Raw genomic sequence first — 25,151 nt, 5'->3', positions numbered from 1 at the left:
GCGTGCCCCAGGCTGGTCAGCCTTTCAGCAGCTTGTCTTCTGCCAGCGCCAGCGCGGCCGGGTGGCCCGACAGCACCAGCGTGTCACCTTCGGCCAGCAAGGCCTCGTCCACCGCCGCGCTCACATGGCCATTGCCGCGCCGCAGGTTGACCACGCGCACACCCATGGCCGGCAGGGCCAGCTGGCCCAGGCTGCGACCGAGGGCCGTGGAGCCGGGGGGCAGGTTGATGGTGGACAGGCGCTCCTGGTCGCGCTCGTTCACCGTGTCGTCGTCCGCGCCGTGGAAGTAGCCGCGCAGCAGGTTGTAGCGCGCGTCGCGCTGGTCCTGCACCAGCCGCAGCACGCGGCGCATGGGCACACCCACCAGGGCCAGGGCGTGGCTGGCGAGCATGAGCGAGCCCTCGATGGCCTCGGGCACCACCTCGGTCGCGCCGGCCTCCTGCAGCTTGTCCAGGTACAGGTCGTCCTGCGTGCGCACCACCACCGGCACCTGCGGCGCGTGCGACCGGGCATTGGCCAGCACCTTCAGAGCGGCGGGCACGTCGATGTAGGTCACGGCCACGGCGCTGGCACGCACCAGGCCGGCCGCCATCAGCGCCTGCAGACGGGTCGCGTCGCCATACACCACCGAATCACCGGCCGCGGCCGCCTGGCGCACGCGGTCCGGGTCCAGGTCCAGCGCCATGTAGGGGATGCCCTCGTGCTCCAGCATGCGCGCCAGGTTCTGTCCGCAGCGGCCGTAGCCGCAGATGATCACGTGCTTGCTGGTGTTGATGGATTTGCGCGCAATCGATGTCATCTGCAGCGACTGCTGCAGCCAGTCGCTGGCCACCAGCTTCATCACGATGCGGTTGCTGTACATGATGAGGAAGGGCGTGGCCAGCATCGAGAGCACCATGGCCGCGAGGATGGGGTTCATCAGGGCCGGTTGCACCAGCCCGTTGCTTTGCGTGAGCGACAGCAGCACAAAACCGAACTCGCCCGCCTGCGCCAGGTACAGCCCGGTGCGCAGCGCCACGCCGGTGGTCGCCCCCATGCCGCGCGCCAGCACCAGGATGATCCCCAGCTTGAGCACCAGCGGCACGGTGAGCAGCATCAGCACCAGCGCCCAGCGGTCCACCAGGATGTGCCAGTCCAGCATCATGCCGATGGTGATGAAGAACAGGCCCAGCAGCACATCGTGAAAGGGCCGGATGTCCGTGCCCACCTGGTGGCGGTATTCGGTCTCGGACACCAGCACGCCCGCGATAAAGGCGCCCAGCGCCAGGCTCAGGCCCGCCAGCTCGGTCAGCCAGGCCAGGCCCAGTGTGATCAGCAGCAGGTTCAGCATGAACAGTTCGTCGCTCTTGCGCCGCGCGACCAGCGTGAGCCACCAGCGCATCAGCCGCTGCCCGCCGGTGAGCAGCAGGCCCACCAGCACCGTGGCCTTGATCAGTGCCCAGCCCAGCGAGGTCAGCAACTGGTCGGGCGACGACCCGAGGGCCGGAATCAGCACCAGTAGCGGCACCACGGCCAGGTCCTGGAACAACAGGATGCCCATCACGCGCCGGCCGTGTTCGCTCTCCAGCTCGGCCCGTTCAGCCATGAGCTTGACCACAATCGCCGTGCTGCTCATGGCCATCACGCCCGACAGCGCCAGCGCCGTCTGCCAGCCCATGTCCCACACCCCGCCCGCCCAGCGCGACAGCACCAGCGCCAGGCCGGACACCACGGCCATCGTCAGCACCACCTGCATCAGCCCCAGGCCAAACACCTGCTTGCGCATGGCGCGCAGCTTGGGCAGGCTGAACTCCAGCCCGATCGCGAACATCAGGAACACCACGCCAAACTCGCCCAGGTGGCGCACGCCTTCGGAGTTCTGCGCCAGCGCCAGCGCGTGCGGCCCGATGAGCACCCCGGCCGCCAGGTAGCCCAGCATGGGCGGCAGCTTGAGGCTGCGGCAGGTCACCACGCCCAGCACCGCGGCCAGCAGATAAAGCAGTGTGAGGGCGAGAGAAGACATGGGTTCGATGCTATCCGAGGCTTGTGCGCGAGCAAGGGTCTTTTGAGCAGGCGATGCACGGTCCGTGCCAGAGGGCATCCCGCTGACAGGGCCCCGCTCGGCATGCCCGGTCGATAGAATCCCTGCATGACTCCCGCCCCCGCCGCGCTGCCCCCTTTTGACGCTGATCAGGCCCTGCGCCTGGCCCGCGAAACTTTCGACATCGAGGCGGCGGCCTTAACCGCTCTGTCAAACCGCGTGGACAAGCTGTTTGCCCAGGCGGTGCAGATGGTGCTGCAGACCCGGGGCCGTGTGGTGGTGATGGGCATGGGAAAAAGTGGCCATGTGGGCCGCAAGATTGCCGCCACGCTCGCTTCGACTGGTACCCCCGCGTTTTTCGTACACCCCGCCGAAGCCAGCCATGGCGACCTGGGCATGGTCACGGCTGGCGACGTGGTGCTGGCGCTGTCCAACAGCGGAGAAGTGGGTGAAGTGACCGCCATCCTGCCCGTGATCAAGCGGCTGGGCGTGCCTTTGATCGCGATGACCGGTGGGCTGCAGTCCACGTTGGCGCGCCATGCGGACATCGTGCTCGACTGCGGTGTGGAGCGCGAAGCCTGCCCGCACAACCTTGCGCCGACAACAAGTACCACGGCCCAGATCGCCATGGGCGACGCGCTGGCCGTGGCCCTGCTGGACGCCCGGGGCTTCCGCCCCGAAGACTTTGCCCGCTCGCACCCCGGCGGTGCGCTGGGCCGCAAGCTGCTCACCCATGTGAGCGACGTGATGCGCTCGGGCACCGAAGTGCCGCGTGTGGCGCCTGACGCCTCGTTCAGCGACCTCATGCGCGAGATGAGCGCCAAGGGCCTGGGCGCTTCGGCCATCGTCGATGCAGCAGGGCAAGTGCTGGGCATCTTCACCGACGGCGACCTGCGCCGCCGCATCGAGGCCGGGGCAGACCTGCGGTCCACCACCGCCGCCCAGGTCATGCACGCCAACCCGCGCCGCATTGCCCCCGACGCCCTGGCCGTGGACGCCGCCGAAATGATGGAGGCCCACGCCATCACCAGCGTGCTGGTGGTGGACGCAGCGGGCGTGCTGGTGGGCGTGGTGCACATCGGCGACCTGATGCGGGCGAAGGTGATCTGACGATGGCGCTGGATCCTCAGACCTCTCCCTCTCCTGCCCTGCAGATTGACCCTGAACTGCTGCTGCGCGCCCAGGGCGTGCGCGTGGCCTTTTTCGACGTGGACGGTGTGCTCACCGACGGCGGCCTGTACTTCAGCGAAACGGGCGAGACCATCAAACGCTTCAACACCCTGGACGGCCACGGCCTCAAGCTGCTGCAAAAGGCGGGCATTACTCCCGCCGTGATCACCGGCCGCGACTCCGCCCCATTGCGCGTGCGCCTGAAGGCCCTGGGCGTGGAACACGCCGTGTTCGGCACCGAAGACAAGCGCCCCGCCGCCGAGCAGATGCTGGCCACCCTGGGCCTGACCTGGGCGCAGGCCGCAGCCATGGGTGACGACTGGCCCGACCTGCCCGTGATGCGCCGCAGCGCCTTTGCCTGCGCGCCCGCCAACGCCCAGACCGAGGTGCGCCACGCAGCCCACTTCGTCACCCAGGCGCGTGGGGGCGATGGTGCGGCGCGCGAGCTGTGCGATCTGCTGCTGGTGGCCACGGGCCGCTATGCGGCACTGCTGGCGGACTACACCGCATGATCCGCGTGATCCGCCAGGGCTGGGACCAGCTCTCGATTTACCTGCCCGTGGTGCTGATGGGCCTGCTGGCGCTGGGCACCTGGTGGCTGGTGCGCAACGCGCCCATGCCGCAGTTGCCGGCCATTGACCGGCCTGTGAAGCACCAGCCAGACTACTTCATGAAGTCCTTTTCGGTGAAGACCTTCGATGCCACAGGCCGCCTGCAAAGTGAGGTGCAGGGTGACGAGGCACGCCACTACCCCGACACCGATACGCTGGAGATCGACCAGGTCCGCATGCGCTCGGTCAGCCTCGATGGCCGGGTCACCGTGGCCACCGCCAACCGGGCCTTTAGCAATGCCGATGGGTCGGAGGTGCAGTTGTTCGGCAATGCCATCGTCACGCGTGAACCGCTGCCCGCCAAGCCCGGGGCGGCGGCGCAGCCCCGCATGGAGTTCCGGGGTGAGTTTTTGCACGCCTTCACCAACACCGAACGGGTGCGCTCGGACCAGCCGGTCACGCTCACCCGTGGCAACGACCGCTTCACCGCCGACAGCATGGACTACGACAACCTAGACCAGGTGCTGCAACTGCGCGGGCGCGTGCGCGGCATGATCCTGCCGGGCACCACGCGATAGCCCCACGCCACCTCGCTTTGCCGCCACAGCCGGAACGCACATGACCCAACCCCTTGTCTTCATCACCGGCGCCTCCAGCGGAATTGGCCAGGCCCTGGCCCACCGCTACCACCAGGCGGGGTTCCGCTTGGCGCTGGTGGCTCGGCGCACTTCCGAGGTCAAAACATGGGCAAGCGCAAAAGGAATAAGCCCTGATAGCTATGAAATTTATAGTGCCGACGTGTCCGTGACCGACAGCATCGTCGCTGCGGGGCGTGACTGCATCGCACGCCAGGGGGTGCCGGATGTGGTGATTGCCAACGCGGGCATCAGCGTGGGCATGGACACGGCCGTGCTGAGCGACATCGACGTCATGGCCCGCACCTTTGCCACCAACAACATCGGCATGGCGGCCACTTTCCAGCCATTTGTGGATGCCATGGTGCAGCGCGGCAGCGGCACCCTGGTGGGCATTGGCAGCGTGGCCGGCATCCGCGGCCTGCCGGGTCATGGAGCCTATTGCGCCAGCAAGGCGGCCGTCATCAGCTATTGCGAGAGCCTGCGCGGTGAATTGCGCCCCCATGGCGTGCGCGTGGTGACGGTGTCGCCGGGCTACATCGACACCCCCCTCACGCAGCAGAACCGCTACAGCATGCCGTTTTTGATGCAGCCTGCCGATTTTGCCGACCGGGCGTTCCGCACCATTCAGGCGGGCGTGAGCTACCGGGTCATCCCCTGGCAGATGGGCGTGGTTGCCAAGCTGCTGCGCATGCTACCCAACCCCTTGTTTGACAAGGTGCTGGCGGGCCGCCCGCGCAAGCGCCGCCAAAGCGAAATGCAGTGAGGGCCAGGGCTTGCACTAGGAGCCTCAGGGCGCCAGCAGGGGCGATGGATGGCTACCTCGACGTGCCGTCACCATGAAAAAGGGCCCCTGAGGGCCCTTTTGACAGAAAAAACGGAGGTGTGACTTAGTAGCCGCCGTTGTTGCCACCGCCACCGTAGCCGCTACCACCGCCACTGCGGCCACCGCCTCCGCCGTTGCGCGAGCCTGAACCGTACGGGCTGCGGAAGCCACCTTCGCTGCGGCCACCGCCGCCGTAGCCGCCGCCCCCGTCACGGCCACCGCCGTAACCACCGCCACCGCCCTCGCGGCCACCACCATAGCCACCGCCGCCGCCTTCACGGCTGCCGCCGTAGCCGCCACCACCACTGCGGCCACCACCGCCGTAGCCGCCGCCACCGCCGCCAAAACCACCACTGCGGGGTGGGCGTGGCTCCATGGGTCGGGCTTCGTTGACCACAATGCTGCGGCCGCCGAGGGGCTGGCCGTTCATGCCGTTGATGGCAGCCTGGGCTTCTGCGTCGCTGCCCATCTCCACAAAGCCGAAGCCTTTGGAGCGACCCGTGTCGCGCTCCATCATGACCTTGGCGCTGGTCACGGCACCGAACTGACCAAAGGCCTGTTCCAGATCACCGTCGCGCACCGAGTAAGGCAGGTTGCCGACGTACAGTTTGTTGCCCATCGAGGGACTCCTCAAAAACACATGGATAAAGCGATGGAGTCCCCAAAACGCAGCCAGCTAATCTCAATGACGCTCTCAGCGCGAAACTGACGGATCACCGCAAACTTGAAACGCAGGCAAAGCCCGCAAAGCCATTATGCGCCACACTTTTACGGAAAAAGCAAGGGGCTTTGCGTGCTGTGGCGCCCATGCTGCGCCAGAACGCAAAAAGGAGCCCGAAGGCTCCTTTTCATGCCGTCAGCAGACCCTAGGGGAATGCTAATGAGGACTTATTAGTAGCTGTTACGGCCACCGCCGTAACCACCACCGCCGCCACCACCGTAGCCGCCGCCGCTACGGCCACCGCCGTAACCGCCGCCGCCATTGCCACCACCGAAGCCACCGCTACGGGGAGCACGGGGTTCCATCGGACGGGCTTCGTTGACCACCAGGTCACGGCCGCCGTAGTTTTGGCCATGCACGCCTTGGATGGCGGCTTGGGCTTCAGCATCGCTACCCATTTCGACGAAGCCGAAACCCTTGGAGCGGCCGGTGTCACGTTCCATCATGACCTTGGCGCTGCCAACCGAGCCGTACTGGCTGAAGGTCTGCTGCAGATCTTCGTCGCGGAAAGAGTAGGGCAGGTTGCCCACGTAAAGTTTGTTGCCCATGAAGGACTCCTGAAAAAACACAAAAACGCGATGGAGCCCGACGCAATCAACAAACCTGTGACGACTTCAAAGACGCGAAACTGACCATTCACCGCTAAGCTAACTGCCATTCTGCGAACAGAAAAGCGAAACCATTATTAATCACTTTATGGTGCCCGTGGGGGTTTATTTCTGGGTAAATGGGCCCAAAACACCGGGCAAGCGTGGTTTTTCGGTGAATTTCAGGGCAAACCATAGGGTAAAATCCGCCAGTCTTTGGGGAGTAGCCCGCCCGGCCGCGCAATGCGCCGGGGGCATGCGTCAACACACTTGGGTTCTTGGAAACCTATGGCGTATGCGGCTTTTGAGCTGGGCGAGACCATTGACTGCAAACCGATCCACATGGCCGGAGTCGGGGTGCAGTCAATGCGTTTTCCACCCATCCGGCCGGATAGGACCCCCTCCCCCATGGAAGCCTTCTTCATTTCCACCGCCATCGTCGCGCTTGCCGAGATGGGCGACAAGACCCAGCTGCTCGCGCTCGTGCTGGCAGCCCGTTTTCGCAAACCCTGGCCCATCGTGCTGGGCATCCTGGTTGCCACACTGGTCAACCACGGCCTGGCCGGCGCTGTCGGCGCGTGGGTGACCACCTTCCTCGGCCCGCAGGTACTGCGCTGGATTCTGGGCGCCTCGTTCATCGCCATGGCAATCTGGATGCTGATCCCTGACAAGCTGGACGAAGGCGAAGCCGACGGCTCCCCGCGCTGGGGCGTGTTCGGCACCACGGTGGTCGCGTTCTTCCTGGCCGAGATGGGCGACAAGACCCAGATCGCCACCGTCATGCTGGCCGCCAAATACAACGCCTATCTGTGGGTGGTGGCGGGCACCACGCTGGGCATGATGCTGGCCAATGCGCCGGTGGTCTGGCTGGGCGAGCGCATCACGCGCAAGGTGCCCATTCGCGCGGTGCACCTGGTGTCTGCCGCGATCTTTCTGGTGCTCGGCCTGCTGGCCATTTTTTCGTCGGCAGCCTGATCTGAACCGATCAACGGGCTGGGCGACGCGGCGCTGCTTTGGTATATTTGCCAGACGCGCCGATTTGCCACAGCTTGCGGGCGCTTTATAAATTCTGCTAAAGACCCGTCCGACACACCTGCCCGGCCTCGTTTTTAGCGACGCCGGGTATTTTTTTGCCGAGGTTTGCCCTCGGCGACAGCGGCTCCCCAGGGGGCTGCGGCGATTGCAAGCGGTGGAACGTGAGGGCTTACCCGTTCCAACTATGTCGTTCATCGCCACACCCCAGTCCATGCATTTCCCGGAGGTGCTCCCGCTGCAAAGCGGCGCGTCGATCCGCGACTACCACCTGGCCTACGAGACTTATGGCTCGCTCAATGCCGACCGCTCCAACGCCGTGCTTGTGTGCCATGCGCTCAACGCCTCACACCATGTAGCGGGCGTGTACGCGGGGCAGGACAAGAGCGAGGGGTGGTGGGACAACATGATCGGCCCCGGCAAGCCCGTGGACACCGACCGCTTCTTTGTCATTGGCGTGAACAACCTCGGCTCCTGCTTCGGCTCGACCGGCCCCATGCACCCGCACCCCGACACGGGCGAGGTCTACGGCGCGGATTTTCCGGTGGTCACGGTGGAGGACTGGGTCAACGCCCAGGCCCGCCTGCTCGATCGTCTGGGCATCACGCAGCTGGCCGCCGTGCTGGGCGGCAGCCTGGGCGGCATGCAGGCATTGAGCTGGACGCTGCAGTACCCCGAGCGCATGCGCCACGCCGTGGTGGTGGCCAGCGCGCCCAACCTGACGGCCGAGAACATCGCTTTCAACGAGGTGGCCCGGCGCGCCATCGTGACCGACCCGGACTTCCACGGAGGCCACTTCTACCGCCACGGCGTGATCCCCAAGCGCGGCCTGCGCATCGCGCGGATGATCGGCCACATCACGTACCTCAGCGATGACGTGATGAACGAAAAATTCGGCCGACAGCTGCGCGAGGGCATTGACCTGAAGTACAGCACGCAGGACATCGAGTTCCAGATCGAAAGCTACCTGCGCTACCAGGGCGACAAGTTCAGCGACTATTTCGACGCCAACACCTATTTGCTGATCACCCGCGCGCTGGACTACTTCGACCCGGCCCGCGCGCACGCCGGCAACCTCACGCGCGCCCTGGCCCGCGCCACGGCGAAGTTCCTGCTCGTGAGCTTCACCACCGACTGGCGTTTTTCGCCCCAGCGCAGCCGCGAGATCGTCAAGGCCCTGCTCGACAACCGCCGCAGCGTGAGCTACGCCGAGATCGATGCACCGCACGGGCATGATGCCTTTTTGCTCGATGACGCCCGGTACATGGGCGTCATGCGCTCTTACTTCGATAGCATTGCCAAGGAGTTGCAAGCATGACGGACAAAGCGGCAATGCAAGCCCTGGCGCGCCTGGTGCCCCCCGGCTCGCGCGTGCTCGACCTGGGCTGTGGCAACGGCGCCATGCTCGACTACCTGCAGCGCGAGCGCGGCTGCAGCGGCTACGGCGTGGAGATTGACGACGCCAACGTGCTGGCCTGCGTGCAGCGCGGGGTGGATGTGATCCAGCTCAACCTCGACGAGGGGCTGGCCATGTTCGACGACAACAGCTTTGACGTGGTGCTGCAGATCGACACCCTGCAGCATCTGCGCAATGCCGAGACCATGCTGCGCGAGACAGCGCGTGTGGGCCGCACCGGCGTGGTGGCCTTCCCCAACTTTGCGCACTGGCCCAACCGCCTGTCCATCCTGCGTGGGCGCATGCCCGTGACGCGGCGCCTGCCCTACCAGTGGTACGACACGCCCAACATCCGCGTGGGCACTTACAAGGACTTTGAAGTGCTGGCCACCAAGAACAGCCTGCGCATCCTCGACTCCTTTGGGCTGCAGGATGGGCAGGAGGTGCGCTGGCTGCCCAACGCCCGCGCGGGCACGGCCGTCTTCCACTTCGAACACGCATAGCCCTTGTGGGTGTGTGCGCCCTGGCGACACGCCGCTGTCAACCGCATCGGCTAAGGTGCGGGCTCCGTTTGTAGGAGACCCGCATGAAACGCATTGCACTGCGCGCCGTGACCGCTGCCGCGCTGCTCACCACCTGGGCGCTGGGCGCCGTGGCCCAGGCCTGGCCGCCCACCCCCACCGTGATTGCCCACCGGGGCGCTTCGGCCCTGCGGCCCGAGCACACGCTGGCCGCGTACCAGAAGGCCATTGACGACGGCGCCGATATCATCGAGCCCGACCTGGTGATCACCAAGGATGGCGTGCTCGTGGCCCGACACGAGAACGCGATCGCCATCCTGAACGCCGACGGCTCGGTGAAGGAAGCCACCACCGACGTGGTGGACCGCCCCGAATTCGCAGGCCGCAAAACCACCAAGACCATCGACGGCCAGGCCATCACTGGCTGGTTCACCGAAGACTTCACGCTGGCGGAGCTGAAGACCCTGCGTGCCCGCGAGCGCATCCCCGCGCAGCGCCCGGCCAACGTGGCTTACAACGGCCAGTTCGAGGTGCCCACCTTGCAGGAAGTGATTGACCTGGCCAAGGCCCAGAGCGCGAAGACGGGCAGGACCATCGGCATCTACCCCGAGACCAAACACCCTACCTACTTCCAGTCCATCGGCCTGCCGCTGGAGGCACCGCTGCTGGCCGCGCTGGAGAAGAACGGCTGGAACCACAAGGACGCGCCCGTGTTCGTGCAGTCGTTCGAGGTCAGCAACCTGCAGGCCATCCGCAAGCTCAGCAGCGTGCGCCTGGTGCAGCTGGTGGCGCCCTCGGGCCGGCCCTATGACTTTGTGGCCCAGGGCGCGGCCAACACGCGCGGCTATGCCGACCTGATCACGCCCGAGGGCCTGAAGCAGGTGGCCACTTACGCCAACGCCATCGGCCCGTTCAAGACCCTGGTGGTGCCGGTGAAGGACGGCGTGCCCGGCGAGCCCACGCCCTTGGTCGCTCAGGCCCACGCCGCCGGGTTGGCGGTGCACATCTGGACGCTGCGGCCCGAAAACGCCTTCCTGCCCGCCGGGCTGAAGAAGGCGCCCACCACCGATGGCACCGTGCGCGGCGACAGCGTGGCCGAGATCACGGCCTACCTGCGTGCGGGCATCGACGGCTTCTTCACCGACGACTCGGCGGTAGGCCGTGCAGCCGTGTTGGCGGCGGGAAGCCGGGCCAAGTAGACAGAGGTGGGGGCGCCGCGCGGGGCGCTGAAGCCCGCGCTGGCTCCCTCCCACCTGTGCCGCGCATCTCATCGCATCGCATCATTTTCACTACTGTTTTGATAGCTGCTCGGGCATGACCGACTAGCGCTACCGGCCTGTAGGGTATTGAATCTGCCACCAACAGGCCCCGCGCGGCGGCCCGCAGGCTGCGGCGCGATAAGCTGGCAGGGTTTCGACTGCTGCCCCGTTGCCCCATGCCCCAGTTCGCCGCCCACCTGAGCCTGATGTACCCCGAGCTGCCCTTGCTCGACCGTTTTGCGGCGGCAGCGCGCGACGGCTTTCGGGCGGTGGAGCTGCACTTTCCCTACGCTGTCGACCCCCGCGAGATCGCTGCCCGGCTGCAGGACAACGGCCTGCAGCTGGTGCTGTTCAATGCCCCCGCAGGCGGGTTCGCGCCCGCCGACATGGCCCACGCCTGGGACCAGGGCGCACGCGGCCTGGCCGCGCAGCCCGGGCGGGAGGCGGAGTTTCGCGCCGGCGTGCTGGAGGCCCTGCGGTATGCCGAACGGCTGGGCTGCCCCCGCATCAATGTGCTGTGCGGCACCGTGCCGCCCGGCGTGGAGCGCGAATCGCTCAAGGCCCTGTGCGTGGACAACCTGCGCTGGGCGGCAGACCAGGCGGGCCGCGCGGGGTGCGACATCCTCATCGAACCCACCAACCTGCGCGATGTGCCGCGCTATTTCTTGAACCGGCAGGACCACGCGCACGAGCTGCTCGATGCGGCCCAGGCGCCGCACCTGAAGGTGCTGATGGACCTGTACCACTGCCAGCTGGTGGAGGGCGACCTGCACGGCAAGCTGCAGCGCTACCTTCCCACGGGCCGCGTAGCCCACATCCAGGCGGCGGGCGTGCCCGCGCGCAACGAGCCCGACCGGGGCGAGCTGCACTACCCGTTCCTGTTCGACACCCTCGACGCCCTGGGCTACTCGGGCTGGGTGGGCTGTGAATACACCCCGGCGGCGGGCACGACGCAGGGGCTTGGCTGGCGGGACTTGGCCCTGCGCAACGGCCCCCAGCACCCGGCCTAAATCGTTTCGCGGGCCAGCTCCAGTACGCGCGAATGCGTAAGGGAATGCGTGAATAAATGTAACAAGGTGCTGGGCTTAGAGTGAAAGCAGACCGGCCCGGTCGGCTTTTGCATTCTTTGGCGCATTGCTTTGCGCATCCCAATTCAGGAGACACCCCGCATGCCCGCATCCCTTGCCAACAACCGATCCGTCGCGCGCCAGGTCACGTTGACCGCCATTGCGCTGGTGGCCTTGGTGCTGGTGCTGGTGGGGCTGGCGATTGCCGTGCTGACCGAGCGCAGCACCCGCGCGCAGGTGGTGGCGAGCGTGGGCGACACGGCGCAGAGCGTGGCGCAGTCGCTGGACGCGGCCGACAACACCAACCGCGAGCTGGTGCAGCTGACCATGAAGGGCTTCCAGCGCTACTTCGAGGCCACCATGCAGCTCGACGAAGCCTCGGGCGAGCTGCGCAGCTACGGCGCGCTGGTCAACGAGGACTATGGCTCGGTCGACAAATTCGCCAGCGAGACGGGCGGCATTGCCACGGTGTTCGCCAGGAAGGGCGATGACTTTGTGCGCATCACCACCTCGGTCAAGAACGACAAGGGCGAGCGCCAGATGGGCACGCCGCTCGGCCGCACCGACCCGGCCTACGCTACGGTGTCCAAGGGCGAGCCCTACACCGGCGTCACGGTGGTGAACGGCAAGCCCTTCATGGGCCACTACCTGCCCGCCAAGGACGCCTCGGGCAAGGTCATTGCGCTGCTGTTCATCGGCAACGACATCAGCGTGTTCCACGCCATGCTGCAAAAGCAGGTGGCACAGACCAAGTTCTTCGAACACGGCGGCACCTACGTGATCAACCCCGGCACCTCGCTGGACCAGGCCGTGTTCGTGTACCACCCCACTGCGCGCGGCAAGCGCGTGCTGGAGGCCTATCCGCAGGCGCGCCCCTTCTTTGAAGCGCTGGCCGCATCGCAAGACGGCTTTGTGCGCGAGGCCGCAGACGTGCTGGGCACCGGCGCCGAGAACCCCTGGGCGCTGGTGCGCAAGACCGGTGGCGGCTGGTGGGTGGTGGCGGAGGTGGCCGATGGCGAGGCCATGGCCAGCCAGCGGCGCGTCACGCTGGCCGTGTGGGGCCTGATGGCCGTGGCCGTGGTGCTGCTGGCCATCGGCCTGTTCGTCATGCTGCGCCGGGGCGTGAGTCGCCCGCTGCAGGACCTGACCCAGGCCATCACGCTGGTCGCGCAGGGCGACCTCACCGAGGCCTTCCACACCACGCGGCGCGACGAGATCGGTGCGCTGGTGCAGGAGGTGGAGGGCATGCGCCAGCGCTACACACAGATGCTGCAGCAGGTGCGCAATGCGGTGGACAGCATCACCACCGCCAGTGCCGAGATCGCCAGTGGCAACCAGGACCTGTCGGCCCGCACCGAGGCCACGGCCAGCAGCCTGGCGCAGACCGCACAGAGCATGGAGCACCTGACCTCCACCGTGCGCCAGTCGGCCGACGCTGCCCGCCAGGCCAACCAGCTGGCCAGCACCGCTGCCGAGGTCGCCGCGCGCGGCGGCCAGGTGGTGGGCGAGGTGGTCACCACCATGGGCGACATCAACCAGAGCTCGCGCAAGATCGCCGACATCATCGGCGTGATCGATTCGATTGCGTTCCAGACCAACATCCTCGCGCTCAACGCGGCCGTGGAAGCCGCCCGCGCGGGTGAACAGGGCCGGGGTTTTGCCGTGGTGGCCAGCGAGGTGCGCAACCTCGCCGGGCGCAGCGCCGAGGCGGCGCGCGAGATCAAGGCGCTCATCGGCGCCTCGGTGGAGCGGGTGGAATCGGGCGCGCGCCTGGTGCAGAACGCGGGCAGCACCATGGACGAGATCGTGGGCTCGGTCAAACGGGTGGGCGACATCATTGGCGAGATCACCGCCGCATCGACCGAGCAGTCCGACGGCATCGGCCAGGTCAACACCGCCGTCAACCAACTGGACCAGATGACCCAGCAGAACGCTGCGCTCGTGGAGCAGTCGGCCGCCGCCGCCCAGAGCCTGCGCGAGCAGGCCACCCGCCTGGCGGGCGCGGTGCAGGTGTTCAAGCTCTCGCGCGGCGATGGCGCAGCCACCCAGGGCGGCCTGGGCTACGCCCCCCGCACGGCCCTGGCTGCGCCCATGGCGCAAACCGGAGACGGCGAAGGGCAGCACGCGCCCGGCAGCGGCGCCCGGGCGCCCGCCCAGCTGCAATAGGGCGCACCACCGGAGCGGGTGGTCATCCGGTGGTTTGCGGCCTGCAGTCCTTGGTTTATGCTGGCCTGATTCCTGTCACTCCCCCGCCCACCTGCATCCATGGCCGCCCACGTCCCCACCATGCTGGCAATGATCATTGCCAGCTCTCTCATGATGGCGGCCTCCATGGCCGTGGTGGGCTGGGGCCGGCGGCGCGACGGCCTGGGCCGCTGGGCGGCGGCCCTGCTGGTCAATGCCATCGGCCACCTGCTGATCATGCTGCGCGGCCTGATCCCTGATGTGTTGTCCGTCGTGGTGGGCAACCTGATGTTGTCCAGTGTGTTCGTGGGGATGATTGCGGCGGTCTATCAGTTCCAGGGGCGACCTGTGCGCTGGGCCCTGTTGCTGGCACCGCCGCTGCTGGTGCTGGTCTTTGTCTCGGTGTTCATCGACAACTTTCCGGCGCGGGTGAGTTTTGTGGGCCTGGTCATCGGGCTGCAGGCCGTGTGGGCGCTGCTGGCGGCGCTGTCGCACCGGCACGCCACCGTGGGGCGCGGGCAATGGTTGCTGGTGGCAGGTCTGTCGCTGGAGGCCGTGGTGCTGGGGGGGCGTGCGCTGGTGGCCATCAGCACCCATTCCGAGGCTACCAACATCCTGCAAAGCAGTGCGCTGCAGACGCTGACTTTTCTGGCCACCTTCTCGGTGGTGCTCATCAGCTCGGTAGGTTTTGTGTTCATGTCGCGCGACCGGGCCGACGAAAACAACCGCGTGCTGGCCGCGCTGGACCCGCTCACCGGCGTGGCCAACCGCCGCTCGCTGATCGCGGCGCTGGACCGCGACGTGGCCCGCGCCCAGCGCATGCGCGAGCCCATGGCCTTGATGATGGTGGACATCGACCACTTCAAGGATGTGAACGACCAGTACGGCCACCCGGCGGGGGACCGCGTGCTGTGCAGCGTGGTCAACGTGCTGCGCCAGCGCGTGCGTGCGCAGGACCTGGTGGGCCGCTACGGGGGCGAAGAGTTCATGGTGCTCCTGCCCGACACCGGCCTCACGGGGGCCGAGCAGCTGGCGCGCGAGCTGTGCAAGGCGGTCGAGGAGTCCCGCTGCCCAGCCGATGGTGTGCCCGGCCCCGGCATTGCCGTCACGGTGAGCATTGGCGTGTTTGGCGGGCGGCTGGAATCGGGCGACAGCTGGGACATGCTGATTGCCGCGGCCGACCGCGCGCTGTACCAGGCCAAGAACAACGGCCGCAACCGCGTCGAGGTGGCCACGGGCCTGCGCCGCCCAAGCGCCCAGCTGGCGGCCCAGGCCAATCCCGAGACCCTGCCCGAGTCTCTGTATTGACCGATGGCGCCCGGCTGGGGGTTGTGTTGGAATGGCGGATTGATCACCTTCCGCCTTCAGGAGCCCCCCCATGAACGCCCGCGTGCCCTCCCAAGTCCTTCAGCCTGAGCTTGCCCTGCAGCGCGTCAGCCAGGCCTGGGACAGCGACATTGTTCGCCAGCTCACCGACTACATCGCCATCCCTGCCAAGTCCCCCACCTTCGCGGCCGACTGGGCCGAGCTGGGCCTGCTCGACACCGTGGTGCGCAACGCCGCCACCTGGGTGGAGTCGCAAAAGGTCGAGGGCCTGACGCTCGAAATCGTGCGCCTGGAAGGCCGCACCCCCGTGCTGTTCTTCGAGATCGCCGCCACCCAGTCCAATGCCACCGACACCGTGCTCATGTACGGCCACCTGGACAAGCAACCCGAGTTCTCTGGCTGGCGCAGCGACCTGGGCCCCTGGACGCCCAAGTACGAAGACGGCAAGCTCTATGGCCGGGGCGGCGCCGATGACGGCTACGCGGTGTACGCCAGCATCGCCGCCGTGCAGGAACTCAAGCGCCAGAACGTGCCGCACCCGCGCATCGTGGGTCTGATCGAAACCTGCGAGGAAAGCGGCTCGCGCGACCTGCTGCCCTACATCGATGCCTTGAAGCCCCGCATGGGCAACGTGGCGCTGGTGGTGTGCCTGGACTCTGGCGCCGGCAACTACGACCAGTTGTGGCTCACCACCAGCCTGCGCGGCATGGCCAGCGGCACGCTCAAGGTCGAGATCCTCACCGAGGGCATCCACTCGGGCGATGCCTCGGGCCTGGTGCCTTCGTCGTTCCGCATCATGCGGCAGGTGCTCGACCGGCTGGAAGACAGCGCCACCGGCCGCCTGCTGCCCGCCAGCTTCCATTGCGAAGTACCCGCCGACCGGCTGGCCCAGGCGCGCGCCACGGCGGCCATCCTGGGCGAAGAGGTGTACAAGCGCTTCCCCTGGGCGCACTACGACTGCGGCGGCTCCACCGTGTTCGCCCTCCCCACCACCACCGACCCGGTGCAGGCCCTGCTCAAGCGCACCTGGGAGCCCACGCTCAGCGTCACCGGTGCCGAGGGCTTCCCGGCCCTGCAGGACGCTGGCAATGTGCTGCGCCCCTACACCGCCTTCAAGCTCAGCCTGCGCCTGCCCCCGCTGGTGGACGCCGCCCAGGCCGTGCAGGACCTGAAGGCGCTGCTGGAAGACAACGCGCCCTACCAGGCCAAGGTCACCTTCCAGAGCGGCGGCGGCGCCACGGGCTGGAACGCCCCGGCCACCACGCCCTGGTTCGAGCAGGCGCTCAACGAAGCCTCGCAGGCGCACTTTGGCGCACCCTGCGGCTACATCGGCCAGGGCGGCACCATTCCGCTCATGAACATGCTGAGCGAAGGCTTCCCCACCGCGCAGATGATGGTCTGCGGCGTGCTGGGCCCCAAGAGCAACGCGCACGGCCCCAATGAGTTTTTGCACGTGCCCTATGCCAAGCGCCTCACTGCCTCTGTGGCGCATGTGATGGCGGCCATGGCCCAGCAGGCGGCCGCTGCGGCCACGGCCCCCTGATAGCACAGGGCGCCACACCCGGCGCCCTGGGTGCTCTTTCTCACGCCTTCCATCACCGGGTCACACCATGGACAAACGCGCATTTCTTCACGCTTGCTCTGCCGCTGCTCTTGCCACTCTCGCGCCGGCGTCCGGTACGGCCCAGACCCCGGCTGGTAGCAGCACACCGGGTCCTCTTCACACGCTGACCGGTACCAACAGCGAAGGCAAGCCGGTCATGCTGACGGACTACGCCGGCAAGGTGTGTCTGGTGAGCTTTTTCACCGCTGGCTGCGCACTGTGCACTAACGAGCTGCGCCTCATGCGCGAGTTTTACACCGCCAATCGCCAGCGCGACTTTGTGCTGCTGGGCGTGAACATGGATGAGAAGGCTGCTGACTTCATGCAGTACATCGAGCTGCTCAAGGTGTCGGTGCCCGCCGAGCAGCGTTTTCCCATTGCCTGGCGAAACGCCGAAGGGCACAAGGACAGTTTTGGCGCCATTTCTCGGCGTCCCACGCACTTCGTGCTCAACCGCAAGCACCAGCAAGTGCTGCGGCGCGAAGGCAATTTCCTGCCCACTGACTGGGATGATCTCTGGGTATCTCTGGCTTGAAAACCCCGGAGCCGCTTCGCCCGATCAAGGGTCACGCTCTCTGGGTCTTGCCGGCAGTACGAACCTGACCATTTAGTGCACCGGGTATTTGGGCGCGCCGGGTATGCTGTCCCACCGCGTCTCGAATGCCCTGCTTTCCATGACTTCTGAAGAACTGCTTCCTTCGACCCTGACCACCTTCACCGCCAGCGATGGCGAGAACCTGGCTGTGCAGGACTGGCCCCTGCCGCAGGGCGAACCCTGCCGGGGGACGGTGCTGCTGGTGCATGGCCTGGGCGAGCATGTGGGCCGCTATGACGCGCTGGCCCGCCGCCTCAACGACTGGGGGTTTGCGGTGCGGGGCTACGACCAGTACGGCCATGGCGAATCGGCCGGGCCGCGTGGTGGGCTCACGTCGGACATGCGGCTGCTGGACGACCTGGCGGACCTGGTGGACGCCACCCGCGCCCGCATGCCGGCGGGGCAACCCCTGGTGCTGCTGGGCCACAGCATGGGCGGGCTGGTGGCCTCGCGGTTTGTGTCTCTGCACCTGCGGCCGGTGGATGCGCTGGTGCTGTCCTCCCCCGCACTCGATGCGGGCCTGGGCACCGTCCAAAAGCTGCTGCTGGCCACGCTGCCGCGCATTGCGCCCAACCTGCGCGTGGGCAACGGGCTGGACGCGCAATACCTCTCGCACGACAGCGCCGTGGTGGCGGCCTACCTGGCCGACCCGCTGTGCCACGACCGCATCAGCGCCCGCCTGGCCCGCTTCATTGCCGACGGCGGCCCCGCCACCGTGGCCCGCGCTGCGCACTGGAGCGTGCCCACGCTGCTGATGTGGGCGGGCAGCGACAAGCTGGTCAACCCCGCAGGCAGCCGTGCCTTTGCGGCCGCTGCACCCAAGGCCGTGGTGCATTCGCACTGCTTTGAACCCCTGTTCCACGAGCTGTTCAACGAAAGCCCCGAGCTGGCGGAGCCGGTGTTCGACCTGCTGCGGCAGTGGCTGGTGCGGCGCTGTCCCGCGGCGGCCTAGGCGCATGGGCCGATTTTGGGCAAAAAGACCTTCAAGCGCTAGTGCATCATGCGTCAGTAGCTATCATTTTTGAACTGGCAGAAACAACGCCGGTGATGCAGACCGGCGCTACCGCCTGTGTTGGGCCACCGTGCCGTAGACGCCCAGTGCGTACACCACCACCAGCACCGCGGCCATCAGCAGGCCGCCACTGGTACAGCTGTCCAGGCTGTCCAGAAAATCACTCCAGCCGGGTTCGTCCCGCATCTCCAGGTCGTTCCACACCCACAGCACCTTGGCGGCGGTGAAGTACACGAACATGAGCGCGGCGGCGATGCGGCTGCGGCGGTAGACGCCCCACGCCAGCACCCGCAGATACCTACGTCCAGCCACATCCACGGGGTGAACGGTACGCCGTTGGAACCCAGTGCGGCACCGGTGGTGTTGGCTGCGGTGAGCGCAAACGTCACCAGGGCAGCCCCCCAGGCCCAGCGAATGCAGTGTTGTGCGGCGCGGCTGGGGGGTATGGGTTGGGCGCCGGGTGTCACAGCCAGCCGTTATCGCCCAGCATGACCTTCTTGTAGTAGTCGCGGTTCGCCATCATGGCAAACAGGGCGACCCAGGCGCCGGTGTAGTGCATCCGGCTCAGCAGGTGCCCAAAGCCCGCCACCGTCACCAGCGTTTCCAGCACCAGGATGCCCGCAATGCCCAGCCCCCAGTACGCCAACCCCTTTTTCCACATGCCCTTGGCGATGTAATAGAACGGGCCGAACAGGCCCGCCAGCAGGTTGAAGGTGCATGCCATGCGCTCAAAGAAGCTCAGTTCCTTGAGCTTGGTGAGCTTGAGTCCCCCCGCCCGCTCTATCAGCGCAAATCGTTTTTGCCAGACTTTGGGCAAGTCGGTGGGCACCGCCGTGGGGGTGCCACTGGCTGCGGCGGATGCCGCTTGGGGCGTTGCAAATGGAGTGCCTTCGTTCATGCTCAAGATTCCCTCGGTCGTGTGCTGTTGTGTGCGCCGCAGTGCTTGCCGATGGGCCCGCCTTGCACGGCGCCCGCGATGCTAGGGGCACACCCGTGGGAATTTTTGTGAGCAGTCCTCTGAGTTGTTTGCAGCGGTAACGCGCTGGCCCAGCCGAGGGCGGGGGGTGATGGTCAAAATGGTCGCAAGCGCTTTCAAATCAAGCGCTGGCAGCTATCACTTTTGAAGCAATCCGCCCAGCATCCCCAGCAGGTCGTTGGTATTGCCAAAACCGCCATGGGGCGCCTGGCCCTGGGGGCTCAGGTGGTCGACCAGGCCCGGCAACACCTGGGCCAGCTGCCCGGCGGCTGCACCGGGGGCCACACCCAGTTGCGCGGCCACCTGCGACAGGGGGCCGCTGCCCAACACCTGCGACAGCTGCTCGCCCGAGATCGCGTGGTTGGGCCCGGCGCTCAGCCACGACGCAATCACATTGCCGAGCCCGGCTTGCTGGAACTTGGCCATCAGCCCCGGCAGGCCGCCCACCGGGCCGTCGTTGCTGAGGAGGGACATGACGGCCTGCACCAGCTGCGGGTTTTGTGCAGCCAGGCTGATCAGCCCTCCCAGGCCACCACCGGCCCCACCCGCCGCAGCGGCGCCGCTGCCGCCTTGCGACGCGTTGTTGATGACGGCACCCAGAACGGAATCGAGCAAACCCATGGTGTTCTCCTGCAGAGGAATGAAGGGCGGCAGTGCGCCAGCCCGGACGGAAACATCCATGGTACGCACCTCGGCGGCGCCTTCGTGTCAACAATCGTGAACGGCGGGCGCTGCTGCGGTGCCGCGCGATTACCTGGTGCGGGGTGGGCGCTTTTCCAGCAGCGGCGCACTCACGCCCTGCACTCCCACCAGCCCCAGCACCGTGACCAGCGAGGTCTGGGCGCCCTTCCAGGCATCCGTCAGGTCGATCCATTCAGACAGCGCGTGGAACCCGCCCGTCTTGCCGCCGCCCCCGATCACGATGGCGGGGATGCCCAGCGCCATGGGCACGTTGGCATCGGTGCTGGCACCGGCCAGCACGGTCTTGCGGCTAAAGGCCGTGTTGGCGCGCACGGCGGCCTCGACGATCAGCGTGTCGGCGGCGGTGCGGCCACCGGGCCGGTCGCCGATGAGCTTGGTCGATGCGCTCAGCGTGTTCACGCCCCAGCGCGCGTTCTCTTCGGTCACGGCGCTGTCCACGGCGGCCAGCACCTGCTTTTCGGTGGCCAGCAGCGGGGCCATTTCGTCGGAGCGGATGTCCACCGCCATGCGCGCATCGGGCGCGATGGTGTTGACGGACGTGCCGCCGCCCACCGTGCCCACGGTGAAGGTGGTCTTGGGGCTCTTGGGCGTGCGGATCTCCGCGATCTTGGCAATGGCGCGGCCCATGCCGTGGATGGCGCTGGGCACCTCGCCAAACGCGGCGTAGCTGTGACCGCCCGGGCCCTTGAAGGTCACCTCGTGGCGGTGGCTTCCCGTGCCCAGCACCAGCACCGTGCCATCAGGCGCGGGCTCCAGCGCCACCATGCCGTCGATGTCCAGGTGTTCCTTGAACAGGTGCTTCATGCCGCGCAGGTTGCCCAGCTCTTCCTCGCCCACATTGCCCACGAACACCAGGTCGCCCACGGTGGCGATCTTCTGGTCGTTCAGCACCTTGAGCCACGACAGCAGCACGGCCAGGCCGCGCGTGTTGTCCGAGATGCCGGGCGCATACAGCTTGCCGTCGCGCTCCTTCACCTTCACGTCCGTGCCAGAGGGGAACACGGTGTCCAGGTGGGCCGAGATGACCAGCTTGGGCCCGTTGCCCGTGCCCTTGCGCACGCCCACCACATTGCCTTCGGCGTCGATGGCGGCATTGGTCAGGCCCAGGGCCTGCAGCCGGGCCAGGAAGGCTTCGGCCCGCTTTTGTTCCTTGAACGGCGGCGCCTCGATCTCGGTGAGCATGCGCAGGTCTTCGGTGGCGCGGTCGTGGTCGGCCTTCACGGCGTCGAGCAGCTGCAGGATCTGGGGTGCAGCCATGAGCTGGCCATAGGCCTTGTCCACGGCGGGGCGCAGCACGGTGGGAGTGGGCGCCACGGCGCCGAACTGCGCGTGGGCGGCACCGGGCAGCAAGGCGGCGGTGGCAAGGGCCATGGCACCCGCAAGGGCCGTGGCACGGAAGGTGCGGAGAGGAAGGGTCATGGTGGTCAGCGAAACACAAACAGAATGAAAAGCGGGAGCGCGGCCCGTCCAGCGTGGCGGCAGGTGCCCCGGACGGGCTGGATGGCCATGCAATTGTTGGACCGAACCCCTCCCCTGGGCTCTGGTTTAATCTGCCCAGCCGACAGTTTTTCTTACATGCGCAAACACATCCCCAGCACCCGCGCCCTGCTTGTTTTTGACGCCGTGGCGCGCCACCACGGCGTGAGCAAGGCGGCCGAAGAACTCTGCCTCACCCACAGCGCCGTGAGCCAGCAGCTGCGCCTGCTGGAGGGCCAGCTGGGCCTGCAGCTGGTGCAGCGTGGCGCACGCGGCTCCACCCTCACCGACGTGGGCCGCCGCTACCACGCGCAGATCGTGGGCGACCTGTTGCGCCTGCAGAACCACACCCTCGAAGCCATGGCCCAGCGGCCCGATGGCGCGCGCCTGCTGGTGGGCTGTGTGCCCGTGTTTGCCGAGCGCTGGCTGCTGCCCCGGCTCCCCGCCTTTCTCGCCGCGCACAAGGGCTGCAGCCTGCACCTGCAGGTGTACCCCACGCAGATCTACATGGCGGAGATCCCGTTTGACGTGGCCGTGCAGTACGACGACGCGGCCTGGCCCGGCGTGGTGCCCGCGCCGCTGATGCCCGAGGTCTGCGTGGCCGTGTGTGCGCCGCAGTCGCGCCACCGGCGCGCCACAGAGCGCGGTGACTTCCGCGCCGTGCCGCTGCTGCAGCTCAGCTCCCGCCTGGGTGCGTGGGACGACTGGCTGGGCCGGGCAGGCATCACGCGCGTGCCGGCCCATACCCTGGGCGGCCACCGTTTTGATCTGTTCTCCATGCTGGTGGAGGCGGTGCGCGCTGACCTGGGTGTGGGCCTGGTGCCGCGTTATTTTGTGGAGCGCGAACTGCAATCGGGCGAGCTGGTGCTGGCCCACCCGCACCACGACAGCGGTGCGCGCGGCTACAGCCTGTTTGTGGCGCCGGGGCGGCTGGAAGACCCTGCGGTGGCGGCCTTTGCACAGTGGCTGCGCACCACGGCGCAGGCCGAAGGTGCTGTGGCAGACCGCGCTTCAGGCACCGCTTGAAACGCGCTGGCGTTGCAGGCCCAGCCAGGCCAGCGCCAGCCCCGTCACCACAATCGGCACCAGCGAACCGGCGTTCAGCAGTGTCCAGCCCTGTGTGGTGACCAGTACGCCTGATGAGAACGCGCTCAGCGCCAGCGTGGCATACACGCAGAAGTTGATGGCCGCCTGCGCACGATCCTTCTCCTCCGGCCGGTAGGCCGTCATGGCCAGCGTGGTGGAGCCTGTGAACAGGAAGTTCCAGCCCACGCCCAGGAAGAACAGCGCAATGCCGAAGTGATGCAGCTCCACGCCCATCAGCGCCACCGCCACACACGCCAGGTTGAGCAGCACACCCGTGCCCATGATGGGCAACACGCCAAAGCGCTTGATGAGGTGCCCCGTGACAAAGCCGGGAGCGAACATGCCGATCACATGCCACTCCAGCACCAGTGCCGAGGCATCAAAGTCAAAGCCGCACACCTGCATGGCCAGCGGCGTGGCCGCCATCAGCAGGTTCATCACGCCATAGCCCAGCGCGGCGCCCACAATGGCCACGATGAAAGCAGGCTGGCGCATCAGCACCTTGAGCGGGCGCCCCTGCTCGCGCTGCCCCGCCGCATTGAGCACCACGGACTGCGTCTCGAAGCGGATCGCCGCCATGCACAGCATGGACAACAGCGCCACGCCGATGAGCGCGATATAGGCGCCCGCAAACGGCACCGGGAACAGCGTGCGCGTGGCGCTGGCCAGGTTGGGGCCCGCCACCGCACCCAGCAGGCCGCCCGCAAGCACCAGCGACACGGCCTTTTCGCGGTAGTCCGGCTTGGCCAGTTCGGCGGCCGCAAAGCGGTACAGGCCACCGTTGGCGCTGTAGTAGCCCGCCACCACCGTGGCCGTGCACAGCAGCCAGAAGCTGGCGCTGAACGCCGCCCAGGCACACAGCGCGGCCGACACCACGGCCACGGCCAGCCCGATCTGGAACGACACCTTGCGCCCCCAGCGCGCCTGGCTTTGCGCCACCAGCGGCGTGGACAGTGCACCGCCCACCACGTAGCCCATCACCGGCAGCGTGGCCATCCAGCCAAAGGGCGCGAGCTGCAGGCCCACCAGGCCGTTGATGGCGATGAAGACGACGTTGTTGGTGAGGAAAAGGCCTTGGCACAGGGCCAGGAGCCACAGGTTCTTGTTCACGGCAGGAGCGCTAGGGGCGGGCAGAGGTGCGTTGGGTGGGGGCTGGATGCAAGTCAAGGCCGGTGGGCAGTGTGGTGCGCCAGGAAGGCCACGACACATCAAAGCCCGACTGCTTTGCTCCAGCATTGTGCACTGCCGTTGATGAAGATCAGCGGATGCGCAGGGTGCGCCCCGTATGGTGGCGCCCTGTGCTGTGGCTCCCCACCGGGGCCAGCGTTTGAATGCTTGTGATGGACTCCTTGAAATCGACGGCCGCTGCCTTGCCCGAGGCAGCAGGCCCTGCCATGGAACTGGTTTGCCCCGCAGGCAGCCTGCCTGCCCTCAAGGCCGCCGTGGACCATGGCGCCAACTGCGTCTACGTGGGGTTGCGCGACGCCACCAATGCGCGCAATTTTGCGGGCCTCAACTTTGACGAGGCGGCCATCGCCCAGGGCATTGCCTATGCCCATGCGCGTGGCCGCAAGGTCTTCATGGCCCTCAACACCTACCCGCAGGCCTCCAACCCCGAGCCGTGGCGCAGCGCACTGGACAAGGCGGTGGACCTGGGCGTAGACGCCGTCATCCTGGCCGACCCCGGCCTTATGCAATACGCGGTGCAGCGCCACCCCCGGCTGCGGCTGCACCTGTCGGTGCAGGGCTCGGCCACCAATTACGAGGCCATCAACTTCTACCGCGAGCAGTTTGGCATCGTGCGCGCCGTGTTGCCGCGCGTGCTGTCGATGGAGCAGGTGCGACAGGTCATCGACCGCACGCCGGTCGAGATCGAAGTCTTCGGCTTTGGCAGCCTGTGCGTGATGGTCGAGGGGCGCTGCGCGCTGTCGTCGTACGTGACCGGCGAGTCGCCCAACACCCACGGCGTGTGCTCGCCCCCGAAGGCCGTGCGCTGGGTGGAGACACCGCAGGGCCGCGAGTCGCGCCTGAATGGTGTGCTCATCGACCGCTATGCGCCCGGCGAGAACGCGGGCTACCCCACGCTGTGCAAGGGCCGCTTCGACGTGGGGGACGACGAGAACTACTACGCCATCGAAGAGCCCACCAGCCTCAACACGCTGGAGCTGCTGCCCCAGCTGCTGAAGATGGGCGTGCGCGCCATCAAGATCGAAGGCCGCCAGCGCAGCCCGGCCTATGTGGCGCAGGTCACCCAGGTCTGGCGCGAGGCCCTGGACCAGTGCCTGGCCTATCCCCACCGCTACGCGCCCAAGACACGCTGGATGGCCAGCCTGGACCAGGTGGCAGAAGGCCAGCAGCACACGCTGGGTGCCTACCACCGCCCGTGGAAGTAGTGCTTCTCCACAA

General features: G+C 67.1%; 24 protein-coding genes and 1 riboswitch. Of the genes, 16 read left to right on the top strand and 8 right to left on the bottom strand.

Annotated features, from left to right (window positions below; genetic code table 11):
• Positions 1-16: 16 nt before the first annotated feature.
• Complete coding sequence (locus ACOYR4_RS23195; protein WP_110960669.1) at positions 17-2,002, bottom strand: monovalent cation:proton antiporter family protein; 1,986 nt, start codon at positions 2,000-2,002, stop codon at positions 17-19.
• Positions 2,003-2,128: 126 nt separating this feature from the next.
• Here ACOYR4_RS23195 and ACOYR4_RS23190 point away from each other — a divergent pair, with 126 nt between their 5' ends.
• The 4 genes from ACOYR4_RS23190 to ACOYR4_RS23175 are packed head-to-tail and all read left to right on the top strand — an operon-like array spanning position 2,129 to position 5,142.
• Positions 2,129-3,130: a KpsF/GutQ family sugar-phosphate isomerase gene (locus ACOYR4_RS23190; RefSeq protein WP_422848229.1), complete on the top strand. Its 1,002-nt coding sequence runs from the start codon at positions 2,129-2,131 to the stop codon at positions 3,128-3,130.
• Positions 3,131-3,132: 2 nt separating this feature from the next.
• Positions 3,133-3,702: a KdsC family phosphatase gene (locus ACOYR4_RS23185; RefSeq protein WP_015016403.1), complete on the top strand. Its 570-nt coding sequence runs from the start codon at positions 3,133-3,135 to the stop codon at positions 3,700-3,702.
• Positions 3,699-4,319, top strand: a complete 621-nt coding sequence (gene lptC / locus ACOYR4_RS23180; protein ID WP_422848228.1) for an LPS export ABC transporter periplasmic protein LptC — start codon at positions 3,699-3,701, stop codon at positions 4,317-4,319. The genes ACOYR4_RS23185 and lptC overlap by 4 nt, the downstream gene beginning before the upstream one ends.
• Positions 4,320-4,359: 40 nt before the next feature.
• Entirely contained in the window at positions 4,360-5,142 is a 783-nt protein-coding gene (locus tag ACOYR4_RS23175) for an SDR family oxidoreductase (protein ID WP_422848227.1), read from the top strand.
• Positions 5,143-5,266: 124 nt separating this feature from the next.
• Here the strand turns inward: ACOYR4_RS23175 and ACOYR4_RS23170 are convergent, their stop codons facing one another.
• Complete coding sequence (locus ACOYR4_RS23170) at positions 5,267-5,821, bottom strand: RNA recognition motif domain-containing protein (protein ID WP_422848226.1); 555 nt, start codon at positions 5,819-5,821, stop codon at positions 5,267-5,269.
• A 272-nt stretch (positions 5,822-6,093) separates the two neighbouring features.
• Positions 6,094-6,471 carry an RNA recognition motif domain-containing protein gene (locus ACOYR4_RS23165; protein ID WP_015016399.1) on the bottom strand — a complete coding sequence of 126 codons (378 nt, stop codon included), beginning with the start codon at positions 6,469-6,471 and terminating at the stop codon, positions 6,094-6,096.
• A 245-nt stretch (positions 6,472-6,716) separates the two neighbouring features.
• A riboswitch (yybP-ykoY riboswitch) is annotated at positions 6,717-6,909 on the top strand.
• 9 nt (positions 6,910-6,918) lie between these two features.
• Here ACOYR4_RS23165 and ACOYR4_RS23160 point away from each other — a divergent pair.
• From ACOYR4_RS23160 to ACOYR4_RS23115, 10 genes are all read left to right on the top strand, one after another.
• The gene (locus tag ACOYR4_RS23160; protein ID WP_060986052.1) at positions 6,919-7,485 is read left to right on the top strand and encodes a TMEM165/GDT1 family protein; all 567 of its coding nucleotides are present in this window, start codon (positions 6,919-6,921) and stop codon (positions 7,483-7,485) included.
• 244 nt (positions 7,486-7,729) lie between these two features.
• Positions 7,730-8,860 (top strand): homoserine O-succinyltransferase MetX, encoded by a 1,131-nt coding sequence (gene metX, locus ACOYR4_RS23155; protein ID WP_422848225.1) that lies wholly within the window; start codon positions 7,730-7,732, stop codon positions 8,858-8,860.
• On the top strand, positions 8,857-9,441 hold the full coding sequence (metW, locus tag ACOYR4_RS23150; protein ID WP_015016396.1) for a methionine biosynthesis protein MetW: 585 nt from the start codon (positions 8,857-8,859) through the stop codon (positions 9,439-9,441). The genes metX and metW overlap by 4 nt, the downstream gene beginning before the upstream one ends.
• Before the next feature lie 83 nt (positions 9,442-9,524).
• On the top strand, positions 9,525-10,658 hold the full coding sequence (locus ACOYR4_RS23145) for a glycerophosphodiester phosphodiesterase (protein ID WP_422848224.1): 1,134 nt from the start codon (positions 9,525-9,527) through the stop codon (positions 10,656-10,658).
• Between the two features lie 236 nt (positions 10,659-10,894).
• Complete coding sequence (locus ACOYR4_RS23140) at positions 10,895-11,728, top strand: hydroxypyruvate isomerase family protein (RefSeq protein ID WP_422848223.1); 834 nt, start codon at positions 10,895-10,897, stop codon at positions 11,726-11,728.
• Between the two features lie 159 nt (positions 11,729-11,887).
• Entirely contained in the window at positions 11,888-13,951 is a 2,064-nt protein-coding gene (locus ACOYR4_RS23135; protein ID WP_422848222.1) for a methyl-accepting chemotaxis protein, read from the top strand.
• Between the two features lie 99 nt (positions 13,952-14,050).
• Positions 14,051-15,277, top strand: a complete 1,227-nt coding sequence (locus ACOYR4_RS23130; RefSeq protein ID WP_422848221.1) for a GGDEF domain-containing protein — start codon at positions 14,051-14,053, stop codon at positions 15,275-15,277.
• A 70-nt stretch (positions 15,278-15,347) separates the two neighbouring features.
• Positions 15,348-16,838, top strand: coding sequence for a M20 family metallopeptidase (locus ACOYR4_RS23125; protein WP_422848220.1), 1,491 nt, complete (start codon positions 15,348-15,350; stop codon positions 16,836-16,838).
• Between the two features lie 67 nt (positions 16,839-16,905).
• The gene (locus tag ACOYR4_RS23120; protein WP_209816739.1) at positions 16,906-17,433 is read left to right on the top strand and encodes a peroxiredoxin family protein; all 528 of its coding nucleotides are present in this window, start codon (positions 16,906-16,908) and stop codon (positions 17,431-17,433) included.
• 139 nt (positions 17,434-17,572) lie between these two features.
• The gene (locus tag ACOYR4_RS23115) at positions 17,573-18,445 is read left to right on the top strand and encodes a lysophospholipase (protein ID WP_422848219.1); all 873 of its coding nucleotides are present in this window, start codon (positions 17,573-17,575) and stop codon (positions 18,443-18,445) included.
• 108 nt (positions 18,446-18,553) lie between these two features.
• On the opposite strand, the gene ACOYR4_RS23110 is transcribed toward ACOYR4_RS23115, so the two are convergent.
• From ACOYR4_RS23110 to ACOYR4_RS23095, 4 genes are all read right to left on the bottom strand, one after another.
• Positions 18,554-18,823, bottom strand: coding sequence for a hypothetical protein (locus tag ACOYR4_RS23110; RefSeq protein WP_422848218.1), 270 nt, complete (start codon positions 18,821-18,823; stop codon positions 18,554-18,556).
• A 145-nt stretch (positions 18,824-18,968) separates the two neighbouring features.
• Complete coding sequence (locus tag ACOYR4_RS23105; protein ID WP_422848217.1) at positions 18,969-19,403, bottom strand: DUF2628 domain-containing protein; 435 nt, start codon at positions 19,401-19,403, stop codon at positions 18,969-18,971.
• A gap of 216 nt (positions 19,404-19,619) precedes the next feature.
• The gene (locus tag ACOYR4_RS23100; RefSeq protein WP_422848216.1) at positions 19,620-20,162 is read right to left on the bottom strand and encodes a YidB family protein; all 543 of its coding nucleotides are present in this window, start codon (positions 20,160-20,162) and stop codon (positions 19,620-19,622) included.
• Positions 20,163-20,231: 69 nt separating this feature from the next.
• Positions 20,232-21,602, bottom strand: coding sequence for a M20/M25/M40 family metallo-hydrolase (locus tag ACOYR4_RS23095; protein WP_422848215.1), 1,371 nt, complete (start codon positions 21,600-21,602; stop codon positions 20,232-20,234).
• 156 nt (positions 21,603-21,758) lie between these two features.
• Between ACOYR4_RS23095 and ACOYR4_RS23090 the strand changes: the two genes are divergently transcribed.
• Entirely contained in the window at positions 21,759-22,685 is a 927-nt protein-coding gene (locus tag ACOYR4_RS23090) for a LysR family transcriptional regulator (protein ID WP_422848214.1), read from the top strand.
• Here ACOYR4_RS23090 and ACOYR4_RS23085 read toward each other — a convergent pair.
• Positions 22,671-23,855, bottom strand: a complete 1,185-nt coding sequence (locus tag ACOYR4_RS23085; RefSeq protein ID WP_422848213.1) for an MFS transporter — start codon at positions 23,853-23,855, stop codon at positions 22,671-22,673. The two genes, ACOYR4_RS23090 and ACOYR4_RS23085, sit on opposite strands and share 15 nt — an antisense overlap.
• Before the next feature lie 230 nt (positions 23,856-24,085).
• Here ACOYR4_RS23085 and ubiU point away from each other — a divergent pair, with 230 nt between their 5' ends.
• Complete coding sequence (gene ubiU, locus ACOYR4_RS23080; protein ID WP_422848212.1) at positions 24,086-25,138, top strand: ubiquinone anaerobic biosynthesis protein UbiU; 1,053 nt, start codon at positions 24,086-24,088, stop codon at positions 25,136-25,138.
• The last annotated feature ends 13 nt before the right edge of the window (positions 25,139-25,151 follow it).

Origin of the sequence: Acidovorax sp. M14, from assembly GCF_049331375.1 — a bacterium.
Taxonomy (GTDB): Bacteria; Pseudomonadota; Gammaproteobacteria; order Burkholderiales; family Burkholderiaceae_C; genus Acidovorax.
The sequence above is the reverse complement of the archived record's forward strand: the minus strand, read 5'-3'. Positions and strand labels throughout refer to the sequence as shown.

Excerpts from the sequence above, each read along its gene's own strand:
- ACOYR4_RS23195 (WP_110960669.1), bottom strand. The coding sequence starts at position 2,002 with ATGTCTTCTCTCGCCCTCACACTGCTTTATCTGCTGGCCGCGGTGCTG.
- ACOYR4_RS23190 (WP_422848229.1), top strand. The coding sequence starts at position 2,129 with ATGACTCCCGCCCCCGCCGCGCTGCCCCCTTTTGACGCTGATCAGGCC.
- ACOYR4_RS23185 (WP_015016403.1), top strand. The coding sequence starts at position 3,133 with ATGGCGCTGGATCCTCAGACCTCTCCCTCTCCTGCCCTGCAGATTGAC.
- lptC (WP_422848228.1), top strand. The coding sequence starts at position 3,699 with ATGATCCGCGTGATCCGCCAGGGCTGGGACCAGCTCTCGATTTACCTG.
- ACOYR4_RS23175 (WP_422848227.1), top strand. The coding sequence starts at position 4,360 with ATGACCCAACCCCTTGTCTTCATCACCGGCGCCTCCAGCGGAATTGGC.
- ACOYR4_RS23170 (WP_422848226.1), bottom strand. The coding sequence starts at position 5,821 with ATGGGCAACAAACTGTACGTCGGCAACCTGCCTTACTCGGTGCGCGAC.
- ACOYR4_RS23165 (WP_015016399.1), bottom strand. The coding sequence starts at position 6,471 with ATGGGCAACAAACTTTACGTGGGCAACCTGCCCTACTCTTTCCGCGAC.
- ACOYR4_RS23160 (WP_060986052.1), top strand. The coding sequence starts at position 6,919 with ATGGAAGCCTTCTTCATTTCCACCGCCATCGTCGCGCTTGCCGAGATG.
- metX (WP_422848225.1), top strand. The coding sequence starts at position 7,730 with ATGTCGTTCATCGCCACACCCCAGTCCATGCATTTCCCGGAGGTGCTC.
- metW (WP_015016396.1), top strand. The coding sequence starts at position 8,857 with ATGACGGACAAAGCGGCAATGCAAGCCCTGGCGCGCCTGGTGCCCCCC.
- ACOYR4_RS23145 (WP_422848224.1), top strand. The coding sequence starts at position 9,525 with ATGAAACGCATTGCACTGCGCGCCGTGACCGCTGCCGCGCTGCTCACC.
- ACOYR4_RS23140 (WP_422848223.1), top strand. The coding sequence starts at position 10,895 with ATGCCCCAGTTCGCCGCCCACCTGAGCCTGATGTACCCCGAGCTGCCC.
- ACOYR4_RS23135 (WP_422848222.1), top strand. The coding sequence starts at position 11,888 with ATGCCCGCATCCCTTGCCAACAACCGATCCGTCGCGCGCCAGGTCACG.
- ACOYR4_RS23130 (WP_422848221.1), top strand. The coding sequence starts at position 14,051 with ATGGCCGCCCACGTCCCCACCATGCTGGCAATGATCATTGCCAGCTCT.
- ACOYR4_RS23125 (WP_422848220.1), top strand. The coding sequence starts at position 15,348 with ATGAACGCCCGCGTGCCCTCCCAAGTCCTTCAGCCTGAGCTTGCCCTG.
- ACOYR4_RS23120 (WP_209816739.1), top strand. The coding sequence starts at position 16,906 with ATGGACAAACGCGCATTTCTTCACGCTTGCTCTGCCGCTGCTCTTGCC.
- ACOYR4_RS23115 (WP_422848219.1), top strand. The coding sequence starts at position 17,573 with ATGACTTCTGAAGAACTGCTTCCTTCGACCCTGACCACCTTCACCGCC.
- ACOYR4_RS23105 (WP_422848217.1), bottom strand. The coding sequence starts at position 19,403 with ATGAACGAAGGCACTCCATTTGCAACGCCCCAAGCGGCATCCGCCGCA.
- ACOYR4_RS23100 (WP_422848216.1), bottom strand. The coding sequence starts at position 20,162 with ATGGATGTTTCCGTCCGGGCTGGCGCACTGCCGCCCTTCATTCCTCTG.
- ACOYR4_RS23095 (WP_422848215.1), bottom strand. The coding sequence starts at position 21,602 with ATGACCCTTCCTCTCCGCACCTTCCGTGCCACGGCCCTTGCGGGTGCC.
- ACOYR4_RS23090 (WP_422848214.1), top strand. The coding sequence starts at position 21,759 with ATGCGCAAACACATCCCCAGCACCCGCGCCCTGCTTGTTTTTGACGCC.
- ubiU (WP_422848212.1), top strand. The coding sequence starts at position 24,086 with ATGGACTCCTTGAAATCGACGGCCGCTGCCTTGCCCGAGGCAGCAGGC.